This window comes from Pseudomonas sp. GB2N2 (assembly GCF_054897705.1).
The window spans coordinates 4006914-4024508 of sequence record NZ_CM142701.1; the positions used below are offsets into that span (position 1 = coordinate 4006914).

17 protein-coding genes are annotated in these 17595 nt (G+C 60.8%); 8 read left to right on the top strand and 9 right to left on the bottom strand.

Going from position 1 to position 17595, the window contains the following annotated elements; translation table 11 throughout:
* Positions 1 to 83: 83 nt before the first annotated feature.
* From miaA to ACYZT4_RS18530, 5 genes are read right to left on the bottom strand one after another with little or no spacing between them, the layout of a single operon-like run.
* Positions 84 to 1055, bottom strand: a complete 972-nt coding sequence (gene miaA, locus ACYZT4_RS18510; RefSeq protein WP_461988729.1) for a tRNA (adenosine(37)-N6)-dimethylallyltransferase MiaA — start codon at positions 1053 to 1055, stop codon at positions 84 to 86.
* Positions 1055 to 2962 (bottom strand): DNA mismatch repair endonuclease MutL, encoded by a 1908-nt coding sequence (mutL, locus tag ACYZT4_RS18515; RefSeq protein WP_461982043.1) that lies wholly within the window; start codon positions 2960 to 2962, stop codon positions 1055 to 1057. The genes miaA and mutL overlap by 1 nt, the downstream gene beginning before the upstream one ends.
* A complete protein-coding gene (locus tag ACYZT4_RS18520) occupies positions 2959 to 4386 on the bottom strand; it encodes an N-acetylmuramoyl-L-alanine amidase (RefSeq protein WP_461982045.1) in 1428 nt (475 codons plus the stop codon). Before ACYZT4_RS18520 ends, mutL begins: the two co-directional genes overlap by 4 nt.
* The gene (gene tsaE / locus ACYZT4_RS18525) at positions 4387 to 4857 is read right to left on the bottom strand and encodes a tRNA (adenosine(37)-N6)-threonylcarbamoyltransferase complex ATPase subunit type 1 TsaE (RefSeq protein WP_461982047.1); all 471 of its coding nucleotides are present in this window, start codon (positions 4855 to 4857) and stop codon (positions 4387 to 4389) included. It abuts the gene before it with no gap.
* Positions 4845 to 6344 (bottom strand): NAD(P)H-hydrate dehydratase, encoded by a 1500-nt coding sequence (locus tag ACYZT4_RS18530; RefSeq protein WP_461988731.1) that lies wholly within the window; start codon positions 6342 to 6344, stop codon positions 4845 to 4847. Before ACYZT4_RS18530 ends, tsaE begins: the two co-directional genes overlap by 13 nt.
* Positions 6345 to 6407: 63 nt before the next feature.
* Here ACYZT4_RS18530 and queG point away from each other — a divergent pair, with 63 nt between their 5' ends.
* Entirely contained in the window at positions 6408 to 7472 is a 1065-nt protein-coding gene (gene queG, locus ACYZT4_RS18535) for a tRNA epoxyqueuosine(34) reductase QueG (protein ID WP_461982049.1), read from the top strand.
* A gap of 95 nt (positions 7473 to 7567) precedes the next feature.
* Here the strand turns inward: queG and ACYZT4_RS18540 are convergent, their stop codons facing one another.
* On the bottom strand, positions 7568 to 8179 hold the full coding sequence (locus ACYZT4_RS18540) for a trimeric intracellular cation channel family protein (protein ID WP_392884967.1): 612 nt from the start codon (positions 8177 to 8179) through the stop codon (positions 7568 to 7570).
* 108 nt (positions 8180 to 8287) lie between these two features.
* Complete coding sequence (gene orn / locus ACYZT4_RS18545) at positions 8288 to 8830, bottom strand: oligoribonuclease (protein ID WP_461982052.1); 543 nt, start codon at positions 8828 to 8830, stop codon at positions 8288 to 8290.
* 107 nt (positions 8831 to 8937) lie between these two features.
* Between orn and rsgA the strand changes: the two genes are divergently transcribed.
* The 4 genes from rsgA (at position 8938) to ACYZT4_RS18565 (ending at position 12036) form a co-directional block, all read left to right on the top strand.
* The gene (gene rsgA / locus ACYZT4_RS18550; RefSeq protein WP_461982054.1) at positions 8938 to 9969 is read left to right on the top strand and encodes a small ribosomal subunit biogenesis GTPase RsgA; all 1032 of its coding nucleotides are present in this window, start codon (positions 8938 to 8940) and stop codon (positions 9967 to 9969) included.
* Between the two features lie 212 nt (positions 9970 to 10181).
* Positions 10182 to 10589 carry a TIR domain-containing protein gene (locus ACYZT4_RS18555; protein ID WP_461982056.1) on the top strand — a complete coding sequence of 136 codons (408 nt, stop codon included), beginning with the start codon at positions 10182 to 10184 and terminating at the stop codon, positions 10587 to 10589.
* A gap of 2 nt (positions 10590 to 10591) precedes the next feature.
* Positions 10592 to 11551 carry a caspase family protein gene (locus ACYZT4_RS18560; protein WP_461982058.1) on the top strand — a complete coding sequence of 320 codons (960 nt, stop codon included), beginning with the start codon at positions 10592 to 10594 and terminating at the stop codon, positions 11549 to 11551.
* The gene (locus ACYZT4_RS18565) at positions 11551 to 12036 is read left to right on the top strand and encodes a toll/interleukin-1 receptor domain-containing protein (protein WP_461982060.1); all 486 of its coding nucleotides are present in this window, start codon (positions 11551 to 11553) and stop codon (positions 12034 to 12036) included. Before ACYZT4_RS18560 ends, ACYZT4_RS18565 begins: the two co-directional genes overlap by 1 nt.
* A 184-nt stretch (positions 12037 to 12220) precedes the next feature.
* Here ACYZT4_RS18565 and motB read toward each other — a convergent pair whose 3' ends face one another.
* Entirely contained in the window at positions 12221 to 13258 is a 1038-nt protein-coding gene (gene motB, locus ACYZT4_RS18570; protein ID WP_461982062.1) for a flagellar motor protein MotB, read from the bottom strand.
* A gap of 3 nt (positions 13259 to 13261) precedes the next feature.
* Positions 13262 to 14113, bottom strand: a complete 852-nt coding sequence (gene motA, locus ACYZT4_RS18575) for a flagellar motor stator protein MotA (protein WP_461982064.1) — start codon at positions 14111 to 14113, stop codon at positions 13262 to 13264.
* A 165-nt stretch (positions 14114 to 14278) separates the two neighbouring features.
* On the opposite strand from motA, the gene ACYZT4_RS18580 reads away from it, so the two are divergent.
* The 3 genes from ACYZT4_RS18580 to asd all read left to right on the top strand — a co-directional run bounded on the left by ACYZT4_RS18580 (position 14279) and on the right by asd (position 17573).
* Positions 14279 to 15817: an HDOD domain-containing protein gene (locus ACYZT4_RS18580; RefSeq protein ID WP_461982066.1), complete on the top strand. Its 1539-nt coding sequence runs from the start codon at positions 14279 to 14281 to the stop codon at positions 15815 to 15817.
* Between the two features lie 61 nt (positions 15818 to 15878).
* Positions 15879 to 16694: a rhodanese-like domain-containing protein gene (locus ACYZT4_RS18585; RefSeq protein WP_461982068.1), complete on the top strand. Its 816-nt coding sequence runs from the start codon at positions 15879 to 15881 to the stop codon at positions 16692 to 16694.
* 18 nt (positions 16695 to 16712) lie between these two features.
* Entirely contained in the window at positions 16713 to 17573 is an 861-nt protein-coding gene (asd, locus tag ACYZT4_RS18590) for an archaetidylserine decarboxylase (protein WP_077045404.1), read from the top strand.
* The last annotated feature ends 22 nt before the right edge of the window (positions 17574 to 17595 follow it).

A 17595-nucleotide genomic window follows, 5' to 3' on the forward strand; every position in this document is an offset into this window, starting at 1 on the left:
CTTTAAGGATTCAATATAAAAAAATAGGTAAACAGATGGCTTTGGCCGTCACACCCCCAAGGATAGACGGCAATTGCAAGGACTCAGCTCAATATGGAGATGGTCCCCAGGTATTTCAAGGCGCGCGGCAGATTGTCGCAATCCAGGCTATCCAGCCAATGTAAATCAGCCCAACTGCGCAGCCAGGTGAACTGACGCTTCGCCAACTGGCGCGTGGCAATGATTCCACGCTCCTGCATCTCGGCTTGTGTCAGCTTGCCATCCAGGTAATCCCAGACTTGTCTGTAGCCTACGGCACGTATAGACGGCAACCCGGAATGCAGGTCACTTCGCTCACGCAGGGCTACGACCTCGTCAATGAATCCCTGTTCCAGCATTAACGTGAATCTTTGTTTAATTCGTTCGTGCAGTACCTGACGATTTGCCGGAGCAATGGCCAAGTTCGCGACAGTATAGGGCAATTGTTGCAGTCCCGAAGCGGCTGCTTCAGTACTTTGCGCAGATTGTCTCAGTCGCAGCGCGGTCATGCTCTGACCGCTGACACGGTAAACTTCCAGCGCTCGACTGAGGCGCTGAGGATCGTTCGGGTGAATACGCGCGGCGGATTCCGGGTCGATGCTCGCCAACTGGTCGTGCAGAGCTTGCCAGCCAAGGCGTGCAGCTTCTTCTTCGATCTGCGCGCGAACCTCGGGATCAGCCGCCGGCATGTCCGCCAAACCTTCGACCAAGGCCTTGTAATAGAGCATCGTGCCGCCCACCAGTAGCGGAATTTTCCCGCGCGCGGTGATATCGGCCATGGCTTCGAGCGCGTCGCGACGGAAATCGGCGGCCGAATAGCTCTCTGCGGGGTCGAGAATATCGATCAAGCGGTGCGGAAACTCGGCCAGGATCGCTTTCGAGGGCTTGGCGGTGCCGATGTCCATGCCGCGATAAACCAGCGCCGAATCAACGCTGATCAGCTCGCACGGCAGGACTTTGGTCAGCTCGATGGCCAGGTCGGTCTTGCCGGCTGCGGTCGGGCCCATCAGGAAAATTGCAGGTGGGAGCTGGCTCATCAACGACCGCGCAAGAACAATTTGTCCAGATCGTCCAGGCCCAATTGGGTCCAGGTCGGTCGGCCATGGTTGCATTGACCGCTGCGCTCGGTGTTTTCCATGTCGCGCAGCAGGCCGTTCATTTCCGGCAGGGCCAGACGCCGATTCGCCCGAATCGCGCCGTGGCAAGCCATGGTGCCGAGCAATTCGTTGAGGTGCGCCTGAATCCGATCGCTGGTGCCGTATTCCATCAGGTCCGCCAGTACGTCGCTGACCAGACGGTTGGCTTCCGCCTGCTTGAGCAGGGCCGGGATTTGCCGGATCGCCAGGGTTTCCGGCCCCAGGCGCTGCAATTCAAAGCCCAGGCGCTGGAACCATGCGACGTTCTCTTCGGCGCAATCGCCTTCGCGCTCGCTCACTGCCAAGGATTCCGGGACCAGTAGCGGCTGACCGCTCAAACCCTCGCTGGCCATGGCGATCTTCAGGCGCTCGTACATGATCCGCTCATGGGCAGCGTGCATGTCCACCAGCACCAGCCCTTGGGCGTTTTCGGAAAGAATGTAGATGCCCTTGAGTTGCGCCAAGGCGTAACCCAACGGTGGAATATCATCCTGACCGGCGGGAAGCGCGATCGCGTTGGCTTCCGGCAGCGGCGCAAAAAACTCACGGTAAGCCGCCTGGGCTTCAGCCGCCGGCACGCCGGACTGCGGACGCGGGGTGTATTGATACTGATAACCGGCGCCAGCACCTGAACCAGCCGTATTAAACGACGGTTGTGCCTGCGGCTGTTCCAGCAGGGCATTGGCCGCCAGGCGCATCTCGCCTTGCGGACCGAATTCGCCTGCATCGAGGCCGTGCGGTCGAACGATGGCCGTCGCCACCGGCGCCGCCAGATGATCATCCGGGCGCACGTCGCCCAAGGCACGGTGCAAGGTGCCGTAAAGGAAATCGTGAACCATGCGCCCGTCGCGGAAACGCACTTCGTGTTTGGTCGGGTGCACGTTGACGTCGACACCGGCCGGATCGACTTCGAAAAACAGCACGAAGGTCGGATGCCGGCCATTGAACAGCACGTCGCGATAGGCCTGGCGCACCGCGTGGGCGACCAGTTTGTCGCGCACCGCGCGGCCATTCACAAAGAAATACTGCAGGTCCGCCTGGCTGCGGTTGAACGTCGGCAAGCCAACCCAGCCCCACAAATGCAAGCCGTTGCGCTCGATTTCGATGGGCAGCGCCTGCTCCAGAAATCCCGCACCACAAATCGCCGCCACACGCCGGGCGCGGGCCGCGTCGTCATGGGCTTCATGCAGACTGAGGATGGTTTTACCGTTGTGGCGCAGATGAAACGCGACGTCGAACCGCGCCAGGGCCAGTCGCTTGATCACTTCTTGCAGGTGATCGAATTCGGTTTTTTCGGTTTTGAGAAACTTGCGCCGCGCGGGGGTGTTAAAAAACAGGTCACGCACTTCGACCGAAGTGCCCACAGGGTGAGCCGCCGGTTGCACGCGCGGCGCCATGTCCCGGCCTTCGGTTTCGACTTGCCAGGCCTGATCGGCATCCCGGGTGCGCGACGTCAGGGTCAGGCGCGCCACGGAACTGATCGAGGCCAGAGCTTCACCGCGAAAGCCCAGGCTCATGACTTGCTCGAGGTCTTCGAGGTTGCGGATTTTGCTGGTGGCGTGACGGGCCAGGGCCAGCGGCAGGTCATCGGCCGAAATGCCGCTGCCGTCATCACGCACCCGCAGCAGCTTGACGCCTCCCTGCTCGACATCGACATCGATACGCCTGGCGCCGGAGTCGAGGCTGTTTTCCAGCAGCTCCTTGATCACCGAAGCCGGGCGCTCGACCACTTCACCGGCGGCAATCTGGTTCGCCAGTCGTGGGCTGAGCAGCTCGATGCGAGCGCCGTCGATCACCGCCTGATTCATTCTTTGGACGCCAGTTCGGTACCAGGAATGGTCAGGGTCTGACCGATTTTCAGCTCGTCGCTTTTCAGGTTGTTGGCGCTGCGCAAGGTGGCCGGGGACACCTGATAACGCACGGCAATCATCGCCAGGGTTTCGCCCGGACTCACCCGGTGATCCCGTGGGCCTTGAGCGATCTTGCCGGAATCTCGCAGCCAGGCAATGTAGGTGCCGGGTGGCGGATTCTGCTGGAAGAACTGACGAACACCGGCGCTGATCGAACGCGCAAGCGCCTGCTGGTGACTGGCCGCCGACAGCTTCGAGGCTTCGTTAGCGTTGGAGATGAAGCCGGTTTCCACCAGGATCGATGGAATATCCGGGGACTTCAACACCATAAATCCGGCCTGCTCCACCCGTTGTTTGTGCAAGGGTGTGACGCGGCTGATGTTGCTCAAGACTTTTTGACCAACGTTCAGGCTGGACGTCAGGGAAGCAGTCATCGACAGGTCGAGCAGCACGCCGGCCAGCATCCGGTCCTTGTCGTCGAGGCTGACGCTGCCGGCACCACCGATCAAGTCGGAACGGTTTTCGCTGTCGGCCAGCCAACGGGCGGTTTCAGACGTGGCGCCGCGATCGGACAAGGCGAACACCGATGCACCGAATGCAGCCGCAGAAGGCGCGGCGTCGGCGTGGATCGAAACGAACAGGTCGGCGCCTTTCTTGCGCGCGATTTCGGTACGGCCTCGCAACGGAATGAAGTAGTCGCCGGTGCGGGTCAGCTCGGCGCGGAAGCCTTTCATGCCGTTGACCTGGCGCTGCAGTTCACGGGCGATGGCCAATACCAGGTCTTTCTCATGCTGACCGCGAGAGCCCGAGGCACCCGGGTCTTCGCCGCCGTGGCCGGCATCGATGACCACGACGATGTCGCGCTTGCCGGCCGGAGCAGGCGGCAGCTTGACTGGAGGATCGATCGGCGTGACCGGCACCGGCGCCACCGTGGCGACGTTGGTCGGCGCCAGAATCGGCGCGGCGTCGGCGGCGTTATCGAACAGGTCGACCACCAGACGGTTGCCGTACTGGGCATTCGGCGCGAGGGTAAAGCTTTTTGGCGTGACCGCTTTTTTCAGGTCGATGACCACCCGCAGGTCGGTCGGCGTGCGTTGGGCCGAGCGCATTGCGGTGATCGGGGTGTTGGCGGTGGACACATTCAGTGGCGAGCCAAGGGTTGCGCCGTTGATGTCGATCACCAGCCGATCCGGGGACGTCAGGGTGAAAACGCTGTGTTGCACCGGGCCGGTCAGGTCGAACACCAGCCGCGTGTTGTCCGGTGCCCGCCACAGACGAACGCTGTTGACCTTTGTTTCGGCCACAGCGTTGACGGTCACCGCCAAAAACAACAACCCTACGGCAGCTACCATCGCGCGAAAGCGCATACCAGACTCCATCATTTAATTGGATTCCAATGCCAAAGCGGCACACCACGACTCGCCACGCGAGCCTTGGGACAAAATTTTCAGCGAACGCCCGCTGTCTTGCGGACTAATGGTAATGGTCAGGTCGGGCTTTGGCAAAAAGCCTGCACCCTTCTGGGGCCATTCGATCAGGCACAACGCGTCATCTTCGAAGTAGTCGCGGATGCCGAGGTACTCCAGTTCTTCCGGGTCGACCAGACGATACAGGTCAAAATGGAAGGCGCGCACATCACCGATCTCGTAGGGCTCTACCAAGGTGAAGGTCGGACTTTTTACCGCACCGACATGCCCCAGGCCACGGATGATGCCCCGGGACAGGGTGGTTTTCCCCGCGCCCAGGTCGCCTTCCAGAAAAATCAGACCGTGCCCTTCGGTGGTTTGTGCGATGCGTGCGCCAAACGCGGTCATCGCCTCTTCATCAGCCAGGTACAGGGTTACTTCAGACACGGTGCTTGCTCCTCCAACAACTGACGAATGGCTGGAATCAGATCACTGGCCGCCAGCCCACGGCCCGATTTACCTTGTTGCGCGCCGGCATTGGCGTGCAACCACACCGCGAGGCAGGCCGCGTCGAATCCGCCCATGCCTTGCGCCAGCAATGCGCCGACCAGACCGGCGAGAACGTCGCCCAATCCTGCGGTTGCCATGGCCGGATGGCCTTGATGGCACACCGCCAGACGCCCGTCGGGGCTGGCAATGAGACTGCCGGCTCCTTTCAGAATCACTACAGCTGTATATTTTTTGCTCAACGCGTGAGCCGCTGCCGGGCGATCAGCCTGAACGTCGGCCGTCGATAGTCCCAACAACCGCGCGGCCTCGCCTGGATGCGGGGTGATCACGCAGTCCTTGGGCAAAATCACACGTTCTTCGGCCAGCATATTTAAAGCATCCGCATCCCAGACTTGCGGCAACGGCGCGTTGGCCGCCGCCGACAACAGACTGCGCCCCCACGGAGCCTGCCCCAAGCCGGGGCCGACCACCAGCACGGAAACCTTTTGCAGTAATCCCATCAACTGATTGGCGGACGACGTGCCCAGCACCATCGCTTCAGGGATTCGCGCCAGCGCCGCCGGCACGTGTTCGCCGCGAGTGGCCACTGACACCATGCCGGCGCCACTGCGCAGGGCACTTTGCGCACTCAACAGAATCGCGCCGCCAAAACCGCGATCACCACCGATCAGTAACACGTGGCCGAATTGGCCTTTATGAGCAGTCGGAGTACGCGCCACCAGACGCGGCAAATTGCCAGGGTCCAAGCGACGGGCACTGATGGCGACCCCGTCAAACGACTCAGGGGCAGCTTGCAAATCATTAAATATTAACTCGCCAATGACATCCGCCGCTGCGCCCGTGAACAGACCCAACTTCAACCCAATGAAGGTCACGGTCAGGTCCGCCCGAACGGCCACGCCAAGCACACACCCTGTGTCGGCACAGAGCCCGGAGGGAATATCCACCGCAGCTAACGGCAATCCACTGGCATTGATCGCCGCAATGACGCTGGCGTAAGGCTCTCGCACCTCCCCGGTCAGCCCCGTGCCGAGCAGGGCGTCCAGCACGACACCGCGCAAATCCGATTGCGCGCTCCAGGCTTGAATGGCGACCCCTTCGCAAAGGGCCTCGGCGTGTGCTAATCCGGCATCGCCCTGCAAACGCTGCGGATCCCCCGCCGCCAGCACGCGTACATGCCAGCCGGCCCGCCGGGCCAGCACCGCCACCAGATAGCCGTCCCCCGCGTTGTTGCCGTGACCGGCAACCACCGTCAATTCGTTCGCCGTCGGCCACTGCCGAACCAGCGCACGCCAGGTCGCCCGCGCCGCCCGCTGCATCAATGCAAAGCCAGGCGTGCCGGACGCGATCAGGTTCGCATCGAGGGCTCGCACCTGCGCGGCGCTGTACAGCGCGTCGGGTAAATCATCTTTAGTGTGCGGCATGCGTCGTCGGGCTCCGATGTCTGGCAGAATTATACGCATCTCAGCTCCGGTTTCTCTCGCCTCATGCCGCCTATTACCACAGACCTGCCCGCCCTCGCCCAATCCATCAAGGAATGGGGTCGCGAGCTGGGCTTTCAGCAAGTCGGCATCAGCGGCCTGGACCTGGCCGAGCATGAGCAGCACCTGGAACGCTGGCTGGCGGCCGGCTACCACGGCGAAATGGACTACATGGGCGCCCATGGCAGCAAGCGCTCGCACCCCGAAGAGTTGGTGCCGGGCACTTTGCGCGTAGTTTCCCTGCGCATGGACTACCTGCCGGGCGACACCGAAATGGCCAAACGCCTGGCCCAACCGGAAAAAGCCTACGTCTCGCGTTATGCCTTGGGCCGCGATTACCACAAATTGATCCGTAAACGCGTGCAGCAACTGGCCGATAAAATCCAGGCCGAGATCGGCCCTTTTGGTTTTCGCGCCTTCGTCGACAGCGCGCCGGTGCTGGAAAAAGCCATCGCTGAACAGGCCGGTCTTGGCTGGATCGGCAAGAACACCCTGGTCTTGAATCGCAAGGCCGGCAGTTATTTCTTTCTCAGCGAACTGTTTGTCGACCTGCCGTTGCCGGTTGATCCGCCTCACTCCACCGAACATTGCGGCAGCTGCACCGCTTGCCTCGACATCTGCCCGACCAACGCGTTTGTCGGCCCGTATGTACTGGACGCTCGGCGCTGCATTTCCTACTTGACCATCGAACTGAAAAACGCCATCCCCGAAGACTTGCGGCCCTTGATCGGCAATCGAGTGTTCGGCTGCGATGATTGCCAGATCGTCTGCCCGTGGAACCGCTTCGCCCGCCCGTCCGGCGAAAGTGATTTCAAGCCAAGGCACAATCTGGACAACGCCGGGTTGGCGGAGTTGTTTATGTGGGACGAGGATAAATTCCTCAGCAGCACTGAAGGTTCACCGCTGCGGCGAGCGGGTTACGAGAGGTGGTTGCGCAATCTGGCGGTGGGTCTGGGTAATGCGCCGTCGAGCATTCCAGTGCTGGAAGCGCTCAAGGCTCGACGGGAATATCCGTCAGAGTTGGTGCGGGAACACGTTGAGTGGGCCCTGAAACAACACGGCCTCCTGTAGCAGCTGCCGAAGGCTGCGTTCGGCTGCGCAGCAGTCGTTAAACGTGCAAGCGAGTCCTTCGGCCTCGAACGCAGCCTTCGGCAGCTGGGACCGCGTCAGGCCTCGTCGTTGTAGACGAATTTTGGCATTTCCCAGTGAAATCGAATTGCCAGCAACCGCAGCAGAAAACCGCCAAACAGTGTGATCAGGATTGCCTGCTCTCCGGGCATGTTCAGATAGAGGCACAGCATGTAACACCACGCCGCCGCGAACGACACACTGGCGTACAGTTCACGGCGGAAGATCAGTGGAATGTCGTTGCAGAAGATGTCGCGCAGGATGCCGCCGAAGACACCCGTGATCACGCCGCTGACCGACGCCACCAGCATGCCATGACCCATTTCCAGCGCGGTCATGCAGCCGATCAGGGTGAACGCCACCAAGCCCACGGCGTCGAGCACCAGAAACAGTGAGCGCAGGTGGCGCATCCAGCGCGCGGCAAACACCGTGAACATCGCCGCGATCGAGGTCAGCACCAGGTATTCGGGGTGTTTGACCCACGTCAGCGGGTAATGGCCAAGCAACACGTCGCGCACCGAGCCACCACCCAACGCCGTGATGCAGGCAATCAGCACCACGCCGAACCAGTCCATGCCCCGGCGACCGGCAGACAGCGCGCCCGTCATGGCTTCGGCGGTAATGGCGATCAGGTAGAGCATCAGCAACATGGTGGCGGTCCTTGCAGGAAGGCGCGCAGTCTAGCTACTTCGGGGAGGCACCAAAAGAGGGCGTTCACGCAGATAAACCAGCGCGCCCCCTTCGCGGACACCGCAGAGTCAGAACTTGATGAAATGCTTGCGGTAATGCTGCAGCTCGGCGATCGATTCGCGGATGTCGTCCAGCGCCAGGTGGGTGCTGCCCTTTTTGAAGCTGTCGCGCACATCCGGCGCCCAGCGCGCGGCCAGTTCTTTCAGGGTCGAGACGTCGAGGTTGCGGTAATGGAAATAGCTTTCCAGGGATTTCATGTGCGTATAAAGGAAGCGACGGTCCTGGCAGATGCTGTTGCCACAGATCGGCGATTTGCCCTTTGGCACCCATTTCTCCAGGAAGGCAATGGTCTCGGCTTCCGCTTCAGCCATGCTGATGCGGCTGTCGCGAACACGCTGGGTCAGGCCCGAGCCGCCGTGTTGACGGGTGTTCCACTCGTCCATGCCGGCGAGAATTTCATCGCTGTGGTGGATCGCGATTACCGGCCCTTCGGCCAAGGTATTCAGGTCGCTGTCGGTGACGATGGTGGCCATCTCGATAATGACGTCGGTATCAGGGTCCAGACCGGTCATTTCCAGGTCGATCCAGATCAGATTCTGTGGGTTTTGCATGTGTCGGCTCCTAGGCAATGCTGCGCAGTTTAGCCTAGGGCGGTGCCGGGGCGTGCTAAACTCGCCGCCGTTTTACCTAATCGCTGCATTCTTCATACGGAACACCCATGGCCAAACGCCAACTCAATCGACGTCAAAACTGGCGCATCGAAAAAATTCAGGGCGAGCGCGCTGCCCGCGCCGCCAAACGCGAGTCCTCCGCTGTCGAGGCACTTGAAGGTGGTGACCTGGGTCCGGAACAGACCGGCCTGGTGATCGCGCACTTCGGTGTACAGGTCGAAGTCGAAGCCCTTGATGGCGATTTGGCTGGCCAGGTATTCCGCTGCCACTTGCGCGCCAACCTGCCGGCGCTGGTCACCGGCGACCAGGTGGTCTGGCGTGCCGGCAACCAGGGTATCGGGGTCATCGTGGCGCAACTGCCGCGTAAAACCGAACTCTGCCGCCCGGACAGCCGTGGCCAGCTCAAGCCCGTCGCCGCCAACGTCGACATGATCGTTATCGTGTTCGCGCCACTGCCCGAGCCACACGCCAACCTGATCGACCGTTATCTGGTCGCGGCGGAACACGCCGGGATCCGGCCGCTGTTGCTGCTGAACAAATTCGACCTGATCGACGAGCAGAATGCTCCGGCGCTGAATGCCTTGCTCGCGGTGTATCGCACGCTTGGCTATCCGGTGCTGGAAGTGTCGGCGCATCACGGCAACGGCATGGAGCAGTTGCAGGAACAACTGGACGGACGGATCAGCGTGTTCGTCGGTCAGTCCGGCGTCGGCAAGTCTTCGCTGGTCAACAGCCTGTTGCCGGAAGTCGAAACCCGCGTCGGCCCGTTGTCCGAGCTGTCCGGCCAGGGCACTCACACCACGACGACCGCGCGGCTTTTCCACTTCCCCGGCGGCGGTGAGCTGATCGACTCCCCGGGTATCCGCGAATTCGGCCTGGGCCACGTCAGCCGTGCCGACGTCGAAGCCGGTTTCATCGAGTTCAACGACTTGATCGGCACCTGCCGCTTCCGCGACTGCAAGCACGACCGCGAACCGGGTTGCGCATTGCTCATTGCCCTGGAAGAAGGCCGCGTGCAGCAACAACGGATGAACAGCTACCGCTCGATCATCGCCAGTTTGCCGGAAAGCAGCTACTAAACAGATGCGCCTGCCGCCCCGACACGGAAGGGGCGGCGGGTCATCGGTTGCGTCCTACAAATCCCCTCATAAATTAAACGTCAGACAATTCTGTAAGGCGTTCGCACGTCCCTTTGTAGGGACATTCTCTTTCTAGGCCCAAGCCTTGTGACGTCCCTGCAAGTGCCTACATTCAAGCCCTCAGCGCACTCCTGCGTGACCGAGGGACAGCCATGCAAACCTTTCATTTGTTCATCAGCCACTCGTGGAATTACCCCCACGCCCACGACAGTCTTGTGCGTCTGCTTAACGCGCAACCCGACTTTGCGTTCAAGAATTTTTCGGTACCGACCCAAAACCCGATCGTCGACGCCCGCACCGACAAGCAGCTCGAAGAAGCCATTGAAAACAAGATCCGCCCTTGTTCCGCGGTACTGATCATGGCCGGCATGTATTCGACGTACAGCAAGTGGATCAACAAGGAAATCGAGATCGCCAAGCGCATGGGCAAGGTGATCATCGCGATCAAGCCCTTTGGCGCCGAGCGGATTTCTACGGTAGTGCGCAACGCTGCCCACGCCGAGTGCGCGTGGAACACCAACAGCATCGTCAACGCCATTCGATTGCACACGGCGGTGTAACCATGCGCAAGGGACTGTTTATCGGGATCAATCATTACACCCACGTTTCACCCCTGAGCGGCTGCAATAACGATGCGATGGCGATGGCGTCCGTGCTCGAGCGCCACGCCAGCGGCCGCCCCAACTTCGCCAGCAAAGTGCTGACGTCGGCGGAGGAAAACCTCACGCACGTGCTGTTGAAACAGCAGATCCAGAGCCTGTTCTCGGGGGATTGCGACGTGGCGCTGCTTTACTTTGCCGGCCATGGCCAGTTTGATTCCAGCATCGATGAAGGCCTGTTGATCCCTCAGGACTTCGGCCAGGGTGTTGAAGGCATTCGCATCAGCGACGTTCTGAAATGGGCGGAAGACGCCCGTCATATCAAGAACAAAATCATCATTCTCGACTGCTGCCAGGCCGGAGCCGCAGGGGCCATGCGCGGGTTACGCGGAGGTAGCAGCATTGTCAGCGAGGGACTGACCATCCTCACCGCCTGCAAAAAGGATCAAGTGGCGATGGAAGGCCGGGGGCACGGGGTTTTTACCGACCTGTTGCTGCAAGCGCTGCACGGCGGAGCCGCCAATGTGTTGGGCAAAGTCACGCCCGGCAGCGTGTATTCGTTCGTCGACAATGCCCTCGGCGCGTGGGAACAGCGGCCGGTGTTCAAGACCAACGTGTCGCAGTTTGTGCCCCTGCGTGAAGTCATGCCGCTGATCGCCGAAGACACCCTGCGCAAACTCAAGGACTGGTTTCCGGAGCCCAGTCACGTGTATCGACTCGACCCGAGCTACGAACCGACCGCCGCCGCGTTCGACCCGAACAATGGAGAAATTTTCGGCCAACTACAAAAGTGCAATCGCCACAGCCTTATCGAGCCGGTCGACGCCGAGCACATGTACTTCGCCGCCATGCACTCCACCGGCTGCCGCCTCACCGCGCTCGGCGCCTATTACCGCGAACTCGCGATCAAGGGACATTTCTGATGCCAGTCTTTATCAGCTACCGCCACACCGACCGCGTGCAGGCGATGGTCATCAACGATCGCCTGGTGCGAGCCAACATCAAGACGTACCTCGACGTGCTGGACACCGAATCCCAGCAAACCGACGACATTACCGCCGTCATCACCCGCAACATCACCGACTGCACGCATTTGCTGGCGGTGGTCTCGCAGGAAACGGCACAGTCGTGGTGGGTGCCGTTTGAAATCGGCGAGGCAACCATCTGCAATCGGCGGATCTGTTCTTTTCAGATCGGCCAGAACGCCCTGCCGCTGTACCTCGATAAATGGCCGAAACTGAGCGGCGATGCGGACATCAATTTCTTTATCGATGCCTATCGGGAAGAGACCTTGTCCAGTCGATCAGCGGGGCTGGAGTCGTTCAGCGAGGCGATTCGCGGTGTGTACAAGCGCGATGCGGATATGTTTCATGACAAGTTGAAAACGCGGATTCGTCGCGGGTTTTGACCAGCCAGCAGGCATATACCAAACCCCTGCAGGAGCGAGCCTGCTCGCGAAAAACGTCCAGGCAATGCGTTTATCCAGACAGCACGCATTATCGTTGACGTCCATCGCGAGCAGGCTCGCTCCCACATCAGGGTCACGACATAAGCCATGAAAAAGCCGACATCGCTGTCGGCTTTTTCTTGCATCACTGCTTCGGTGGTTCGCCCGGTTTCGGCGCCGGGTCCTCGAACAGGTTCAACCGTTCGCGAAGCTCGTGCGCCGGGACCGGTTGCTGTTGCGGTGGCAACGCATTCGGATCGGCCGGAGTGGCGTGCACTTCGCCCGGAGCGCCGTGGCCCGGTGTGGCGGCCGGATCGCCCGGTGCCGGTTCGGCGCCTTGCGAACCTTCGATGGCGGTCTGTGCCTTCTTGGTCAGTACAACGATGTCGATACGACGGTTGACCGGGTTGAACGGGTTCTTGCGATCGAACAACGCTGACGACGCGTAACCAACAACGCGAGCAACCTGCGAATCCGGATAGCTACCGGCAACGAGCGCACGGCGGGCGGCGTTGGCGCGGTTGGCCGACAGCTCCCAGTTACCGAAATCGCCGGTGCCGGTGTACGGCTTGGCATCGGTGTGACCGCTGATGCTGATCTTGTTCGGCACCGCTTTGATGGTGTCGGCCATGGCCAGCAGGATGTCTTCGAAATACGGTTTCAGACGCGCACTGCCCGAGTCGAACATCGGCCGGTTTTCCGCGTCCATGATCTGGATGCGCAAGCCGTTCGGCGTGATCTCGAACAGGATCTGGTCCTTGAATTTCTGCAGTTGCGGGTTTTCTTCGACCTTGTTCTGCAACTCTTGCAGCAACAGTTCGAGGCGTTCTTTCTCGACCTGCTCGGCCATGCCTTCGACCTGCTCGGTGTCGACGGTCACTTTGTCCGGCTGCGGCTGGGATTTCACCTCGGGGTTGAGGGTGTTCTCCGGCGCCAGGGTCGGCGTGCCGCCCAGATCGATGATGTACGGCGTGCCGCTTTCGGAAAAACCGACCGGGTCCTTGAAGTACCCGGCGATGGCGATCTTCTGTTCCGGGGTGGCGGTGGACAGCAGCCACAGCACCAGGAAGAACGCCATCATCGCCGTCGCGAAGTCGGCGAAGGCGATTTTCCAGGAACCACCGTGATGCCCGCCCGCGTATTTCTTGACGCGCTTGATGATTATCGGCTGGTTATTTTCCATGACTTAACGTCCGCGAACCGCTTGTTCCAGCTCAGCGAAGCTAGGACGGTGCGCCGGGTACAGAACCTTGCGGCCGAATTCCACTGCCAGCGAGGGCGGCATGCCGGAAGCCGAAGCGACGAGCGAAGCCTTGATGGCTTCGTAGACGTTCAGTTCTTCCTTGGCATCGTGACCCAGCGCATGCGCCAGGGGGCCAAAGAAACCGTAGGCGGCCAGAATACCGAAGAAGGTACCGACCAGTGCCGCACCGACGTGCAGACCGATCATTTTCTGATCGCTTTCACCCAGCGAGGCCATGGTCACCACGATACCCAATACCGCCGCGACGATACCGAACCCGGGCATGGCGTCAGCAATGCCGTTCACCGCGTGGGAAGGGTGATCCAGGTCTTCCTTGAGGCTGGTCAGCTCCATGTCGAACAGGCCTTCCAGCTCATGGGGCGCCATGTTGCCGGAGGACATGATGCGCAGGTAGTCACAGATATACGCCGTCATGCGGTCGTCTTTCAGGACTGCCGGGTACTTGGCGAAGATGGGGCTCGCGGCGGCGTCTTCGATGTCGCCTTCGATGGCCATCATGCCTTCGCGGCGGGACTTGTTGAGGATCTCGTAAATCAGCCCCAGCACTTCCAGGTAAAAGGTGTGGTTGAAGCGTGAACTGAACATGCCCAGGGATTTCTTGAGCACGTGCACGAACATGTGCCCGGGGTTTGCCTGCAGGAATGCACCGAGGGCCGCACCCCCGATGATCATCACCTCGAAGGGTTGGATCAGGGCGGCAATTTTGCCGTGGGAGAGCACGTATCCGCCGAGCACGCTCGCGAATACGACGATGATGCCGATTATTTTAGCCATAGGTAGGGGAGCACTTACTGAGTCGGGTTCAAGGTCATATTCGGAAGTTAAAAAATCTCTTCTTCTACTTATCGGCAAAACTGCGCCAGACTATAGCCAGTTCAAGCGAAAAGCCAATTTGGCCCCCTACGGCACAGGTAATGCAGACGATGATCGCGTCCAACCATGGCTAACGTAACGAACGTCCCCACGCCAAAACCGACCACACTCGCCGGCTGGGTCAAGCTTCTCGATGGCGTGCACCTACCCGTCCCGCAAGACAGTCATGACCTTGTATGCAAGGCGATCCGCGATAACCGCAGCTCGTTGCGCGACATCGCCGACTTGATGCAGGACAGCCCCGCCCTGGCCCTCGGCGTTATTCGTGAAGCCAACCGACACACCCACGGCAGCATGACGGCGCCGGCGGAAAACCTAGAGGTGGCGATCAATCGCCTCGGTTTGAAGCGCACCGAAGAGCTGCTCGCCCGATTGCCCGCCGAGCCGGAAGCGCAAATCCCGGTCGGCTTGCGCCAACTGCAGTTGATCAGCCAGCACGCGACCCAACAGGCCAACGGTTTTTTCGCCGCACGTCTTGCGCGACTGTGGCAAGACATCCATTGGGGCAGCCTGCTGTTTCTTTCGCCGCTGTGGCCCATGGCGCTGATCCATCCGCAGTTGCTCGAAGAATGGGAACTGCGGGTCATGCATAAAGGAGAGTCGGCACGCAAGGTCGAAAAACAATTGTTTGGCGTGCGCCTGCTGGAGATCGCTTACGCGCTGGTGGAGATCTGGCACCTGCCGATCTGGGTGCAGCAGGGTTACAAGCTGCTGCTCAATGAGCAACGCGAGCTGGTGAAAGTGCTGCGCATCGCCCGTGACAGCGATCACCCGTTGCGCCAGCAGAACCGCCTTGATGACGATCCGACCTTGCGCCGCTGGCTCAATCAACCGGCCAATACGGTATTGCTGGCCAACGGCCTGGCGCTGTCGGCGCAGCAAGCTTGGGACAGTCCGCACAGTGAACGCTGGCAGTACCTGACCAGCCTTTACCTGCAGATGCCGATGGACGAAGTGCAGCAGCAATTGCACCAACAGGCCGCCAACAGCGCGCGCCAGCATGCCCGGCCAGACCTCTGGCACCCTGCCGTTTCGCTGCTCTGGCCGTGGGGTGCGAACCGTGTTCATGCGGGATTGCTGCCGGCCGCCGCGCCAACGGCTGACGATCTGACGAAATGGCGCAGTCAATGTGCCGAACTGTTGGTAGAACCGAGCCGTTTCACCAATGCCATGCACTTGACCACCGCCGCCCGTGACGCGCTGGTCGCGTGCGGCATGCGCCGGGTGATGATCCTGATGGCCGACCGCACGCATGCCAATCTTCGAGTGCACCAGGTTGCCGGGCTGCCTAAAGAGGCCGCGGGCCTGAATATCGTGGTGAGCCAGAGCAAGGTGTTGCAACGCCTGCTGTCGCAACAGGCGCAGGTGCGCCTGTCACCGGCCAACAATGCACAGTTTTCGGCGCTGCTGCCGGTCAGCCTGCGTTCACAGTTCGGCGGCGAACACCTGCTGTTGCGCTCGCTGGTCAACAACGGCCGCGTGATCATGATCGTGGTGGCGGATCAGGGCGGCGGGCCGTTTTCTGAAATCACTGTGCAAGCCTTCGGCAAAACCGCGCAGTGCATCGAGAAAGCGCTGCACAGCTTTAGCCAACGCAGCCAATGAACCGTTACAATCCCCCTCTAATCCCTTCTACAATCCCCCCTTTGTGCTCTGGAGACCTCACATGTCTGACTTCTCTGGCTTGCCGCTGGTGATTGAACCGAGCGACTTGCTTCCTCGCCTCGACGCCCGCGATCTGATTCTGGTGGACCTGACCAGCAGCGCCCGCTATGCCGAAGGGCATATTCCCGGTGCGCGTTTTGTCGACCCGAAGCGCACGCAACTCGGCCAACCGCCGGCGCCGGGCCTGATACCGGCGCACGGGGCACTCGAAACGTTGTTCGGCGAGCTGGGGCACAACGCCGATGCGGTCTACGTCGTGTACGACGATGAGGGCGGCGGTTGGGCCGGTCGTTTTATCTGGCTGCTGGATGTCATCGGCCACCGCAAATATCACTATATCGACGGAGGTCTGACGTCCTGGCTGGCAGAAGGCTCGCCCATGTCGATCCAGATCCCGCCCGTAGGCGGCGGCCCGGTTGCGTTGACGCTGCACGACGAGCCTACCGCCACCCGCGAGTACTTGCAAAGTCGTCTCGGCGCTGCCGACCTGGCGATCTGGGACGCGCGCGGACCGCTGGAGTACTCCGGCGAGAAAGTCCTGGCAGCCAAGGCCGGGCACATTCCCGGCGCGGTCAATTTCGAATGGACTGCGGGCATGGATCAAGCGCGCAACCTGCGCATCCGCACGGACATGCCGCAGATCCTCGAACAACTCGGGATCAGCAAAGACAAGGAAGTGATTACCCACTGCCAGACTCACCATCGATCTGGCTTCACCTATCTGGTGGCCAAGTCCCTCGGTTATCCGCGGGTCAAAGGCTACGCCGGTTCCTGGGGCGAATGGGGCAACCATCCCGATACGCCTGTAGAGATTTAAGGTTTTTAAGGACAGTTAATGAATAAGCGTCTGTTTATCCTCAGCCAATACCTGTTGCCTCACCATTTGCTCTCGCGACTGGCGGGCTGCATCGCCGAATGCCGCGTGCGCTGGTTCAAGAATGCGTTCACTGCCTGGTTCGCCAAGCGATATCAGGTGGACATGTCCCAGGCCCTGGTCGAAGACCTGACCGCCTACGAGCACTTCAACGCATTTTTCACCCGTGCCTTGAAGGACGGCGCCCGTCCGCTGGACGAAACCCCGGGCGCCATCCTCAGCCCGGCCGACGGTGCCGTCAGCCAGCTCGGCCCGATCGAGCACGGTCGTGTATTCCAGGCCAAGGGCCACAGTTTCAGCGTGCTGGAACTGCTCGGCGGTGACGCGGCCAATGCAGCGCCATTCATGGGCGGTGATTTCGCCACTATTTACCTGTCGCCGAAGGACTACCACCGTGTGCACATGCCGCTGGCCGGCACCCTGCGCGAGATGGTCTATATCCCTGGCCGGATCTTCTCGGTTAACCAGACCACGGCTGAAAACGTTCCTGAACTGTTCGCCCGCAACGAGCGTGTGGCGTGCATTTTCGACACCGAGCGCGGGCCGATGGCCGTGGTGCTGGTGGGCGCGATGATCGTGGCGTCGATCGAAACCGTGTGGGCCGGTTTGGTGACACCGCCGAAGCGCGAGCTGAAAACCTTCCGTTACGACGAAGCCGCCCGTGCGCCAATCCATCTGGAAAAAGGCGCGGAACTGGGTCGCTTCAAACTGGGTTCGACGGCTGTCGTGCTGTTCGGGCCGGATCAGGTCAAGTGGGCTGAAGAGCTGGCGGCCGGTTCGCCAGTGCAGATGGGCCAGGGTCTGGGCCTGCCAAAAGCCTGATCCGCCGATCACCTGTAGCGAG

What these genes read in the sequence shown, in the direction of transcription:
- ACYZT4_RS18530 (WP_461988731.1), bottom strand. Translation starts at nt 6,344, where the DNA reads ATGCCGCACACTAAAGATGATTTACCCGACGCGCTGTACAGCGCCGCG.
- ACYZT4_RS18580 (WP_461982066.1), top strand. Translation starts at nt 14,279, where the DNA reads ATGGCTAACGTAACGAACGTCCCCACGCCAAAACCGACCACACTCGCC.
- motA (WP_461982064.1), bottom strand. Translation starts at nt 14,113, where the DNA reads ATGGCTAAAATAATCGGCATCATCGTCGTATTCGCGAGCGTGCTCGGC.
- ACYZT4_RS18555 (WP_461982056.1), top strand. Translation starts at nt 10,182, where the DNA reads ATGCAAACCTTTCATTTGTTCATCAGCCACTCGTGGAATTACCCCCAC.
- ACYZT4_RS18560 (WP_461982058.1), top strand. Translation starts at nt 10,592, where the DNA reads ATGCGCAAGGGACTGTTTATCGGGATCAATCATTACACCCACGTTTCA.
- ACYZT4_RS18540 (WP_392884967.1), bottom strand. Translation starts at nt 8,179, where the DNA reads ATGTTGCTGATGCTCTACCTGATCGCCATTACCGCCGAAGCCATGACG.
- ACYZT4_RS18520 (WP_461982045.1), bottom strand. Translation starts at nt 4,386, where the DNA reads ATGATGGAGTCTGGTATGCGCTTTCGCGCGATGGTAGCTGCCGTAGGG.
- miaA (WP_461988729.1), bottom strand. Translation starts at nt 1,055, where the DNA reads ATGAGCCAGCTCCCACCTGCAATTTTCCTGATGGGCCCGACCGCAGCC.
- orn (WP_461982052.1), bottom strand. Translation starts at nt 8,830, where the DNA reads ATGCAAAACCCACAGAATCTGATCTGGATCGACCTGGAAATGACCGGT.
- queG (WP_461982049.1), top strand. Translation starts at nt 6,408, where the DNA reads ATGCCGCCTATTACCACAGACCTGCCCGCCCTCGCCCAATCCATCAAG.
- motB (WP_461982062.1), bottom strand. Translation starts at nt 13,258, where the DNA reads ATGGAAAATAACCAGCCGATAATCATCAAGCGCGTCAAGAAATACGCG.
- ACYZT4_RS18565 (WP_461982060.1), top strand. Translation starts at nt 11,551, where the DNA reads ATGCCAGTCTTTATCAGCTACCGCCACACCGACCGCGTGCAGGCGATG.
- asd (WP_077045404.1), top strand. Translation starts at nt 16,713, where the DNA reads ATGAATAAGCGTCTGTTTATCCTCAGCCAATACCTGTTGCCTCACCAT.
- mutL (WP_461982043.1), bottom strand. Translation starts at nt 2,962, where the DNA reads ATGAATCAGGCGGTGATCGACGGCGCTCGCATCGAGCTGCTCAGCCCA.
- ACYZT4_RS18585 (WP_461982068.1), top strand. Translation starts at nt 15,879, where the DNA reads ATGTCTGACTTCTCTGGCTTGCCGCTGGTGATTGAACCGAGCGACTTG.
- rsgA (WP_461982054.1), top strand. Translation starts at nt 8,938, where the DNA reads ATGGCCAAACGCCAACTCAATCGACGTCAAAACTGGCGCATCGAAAAA.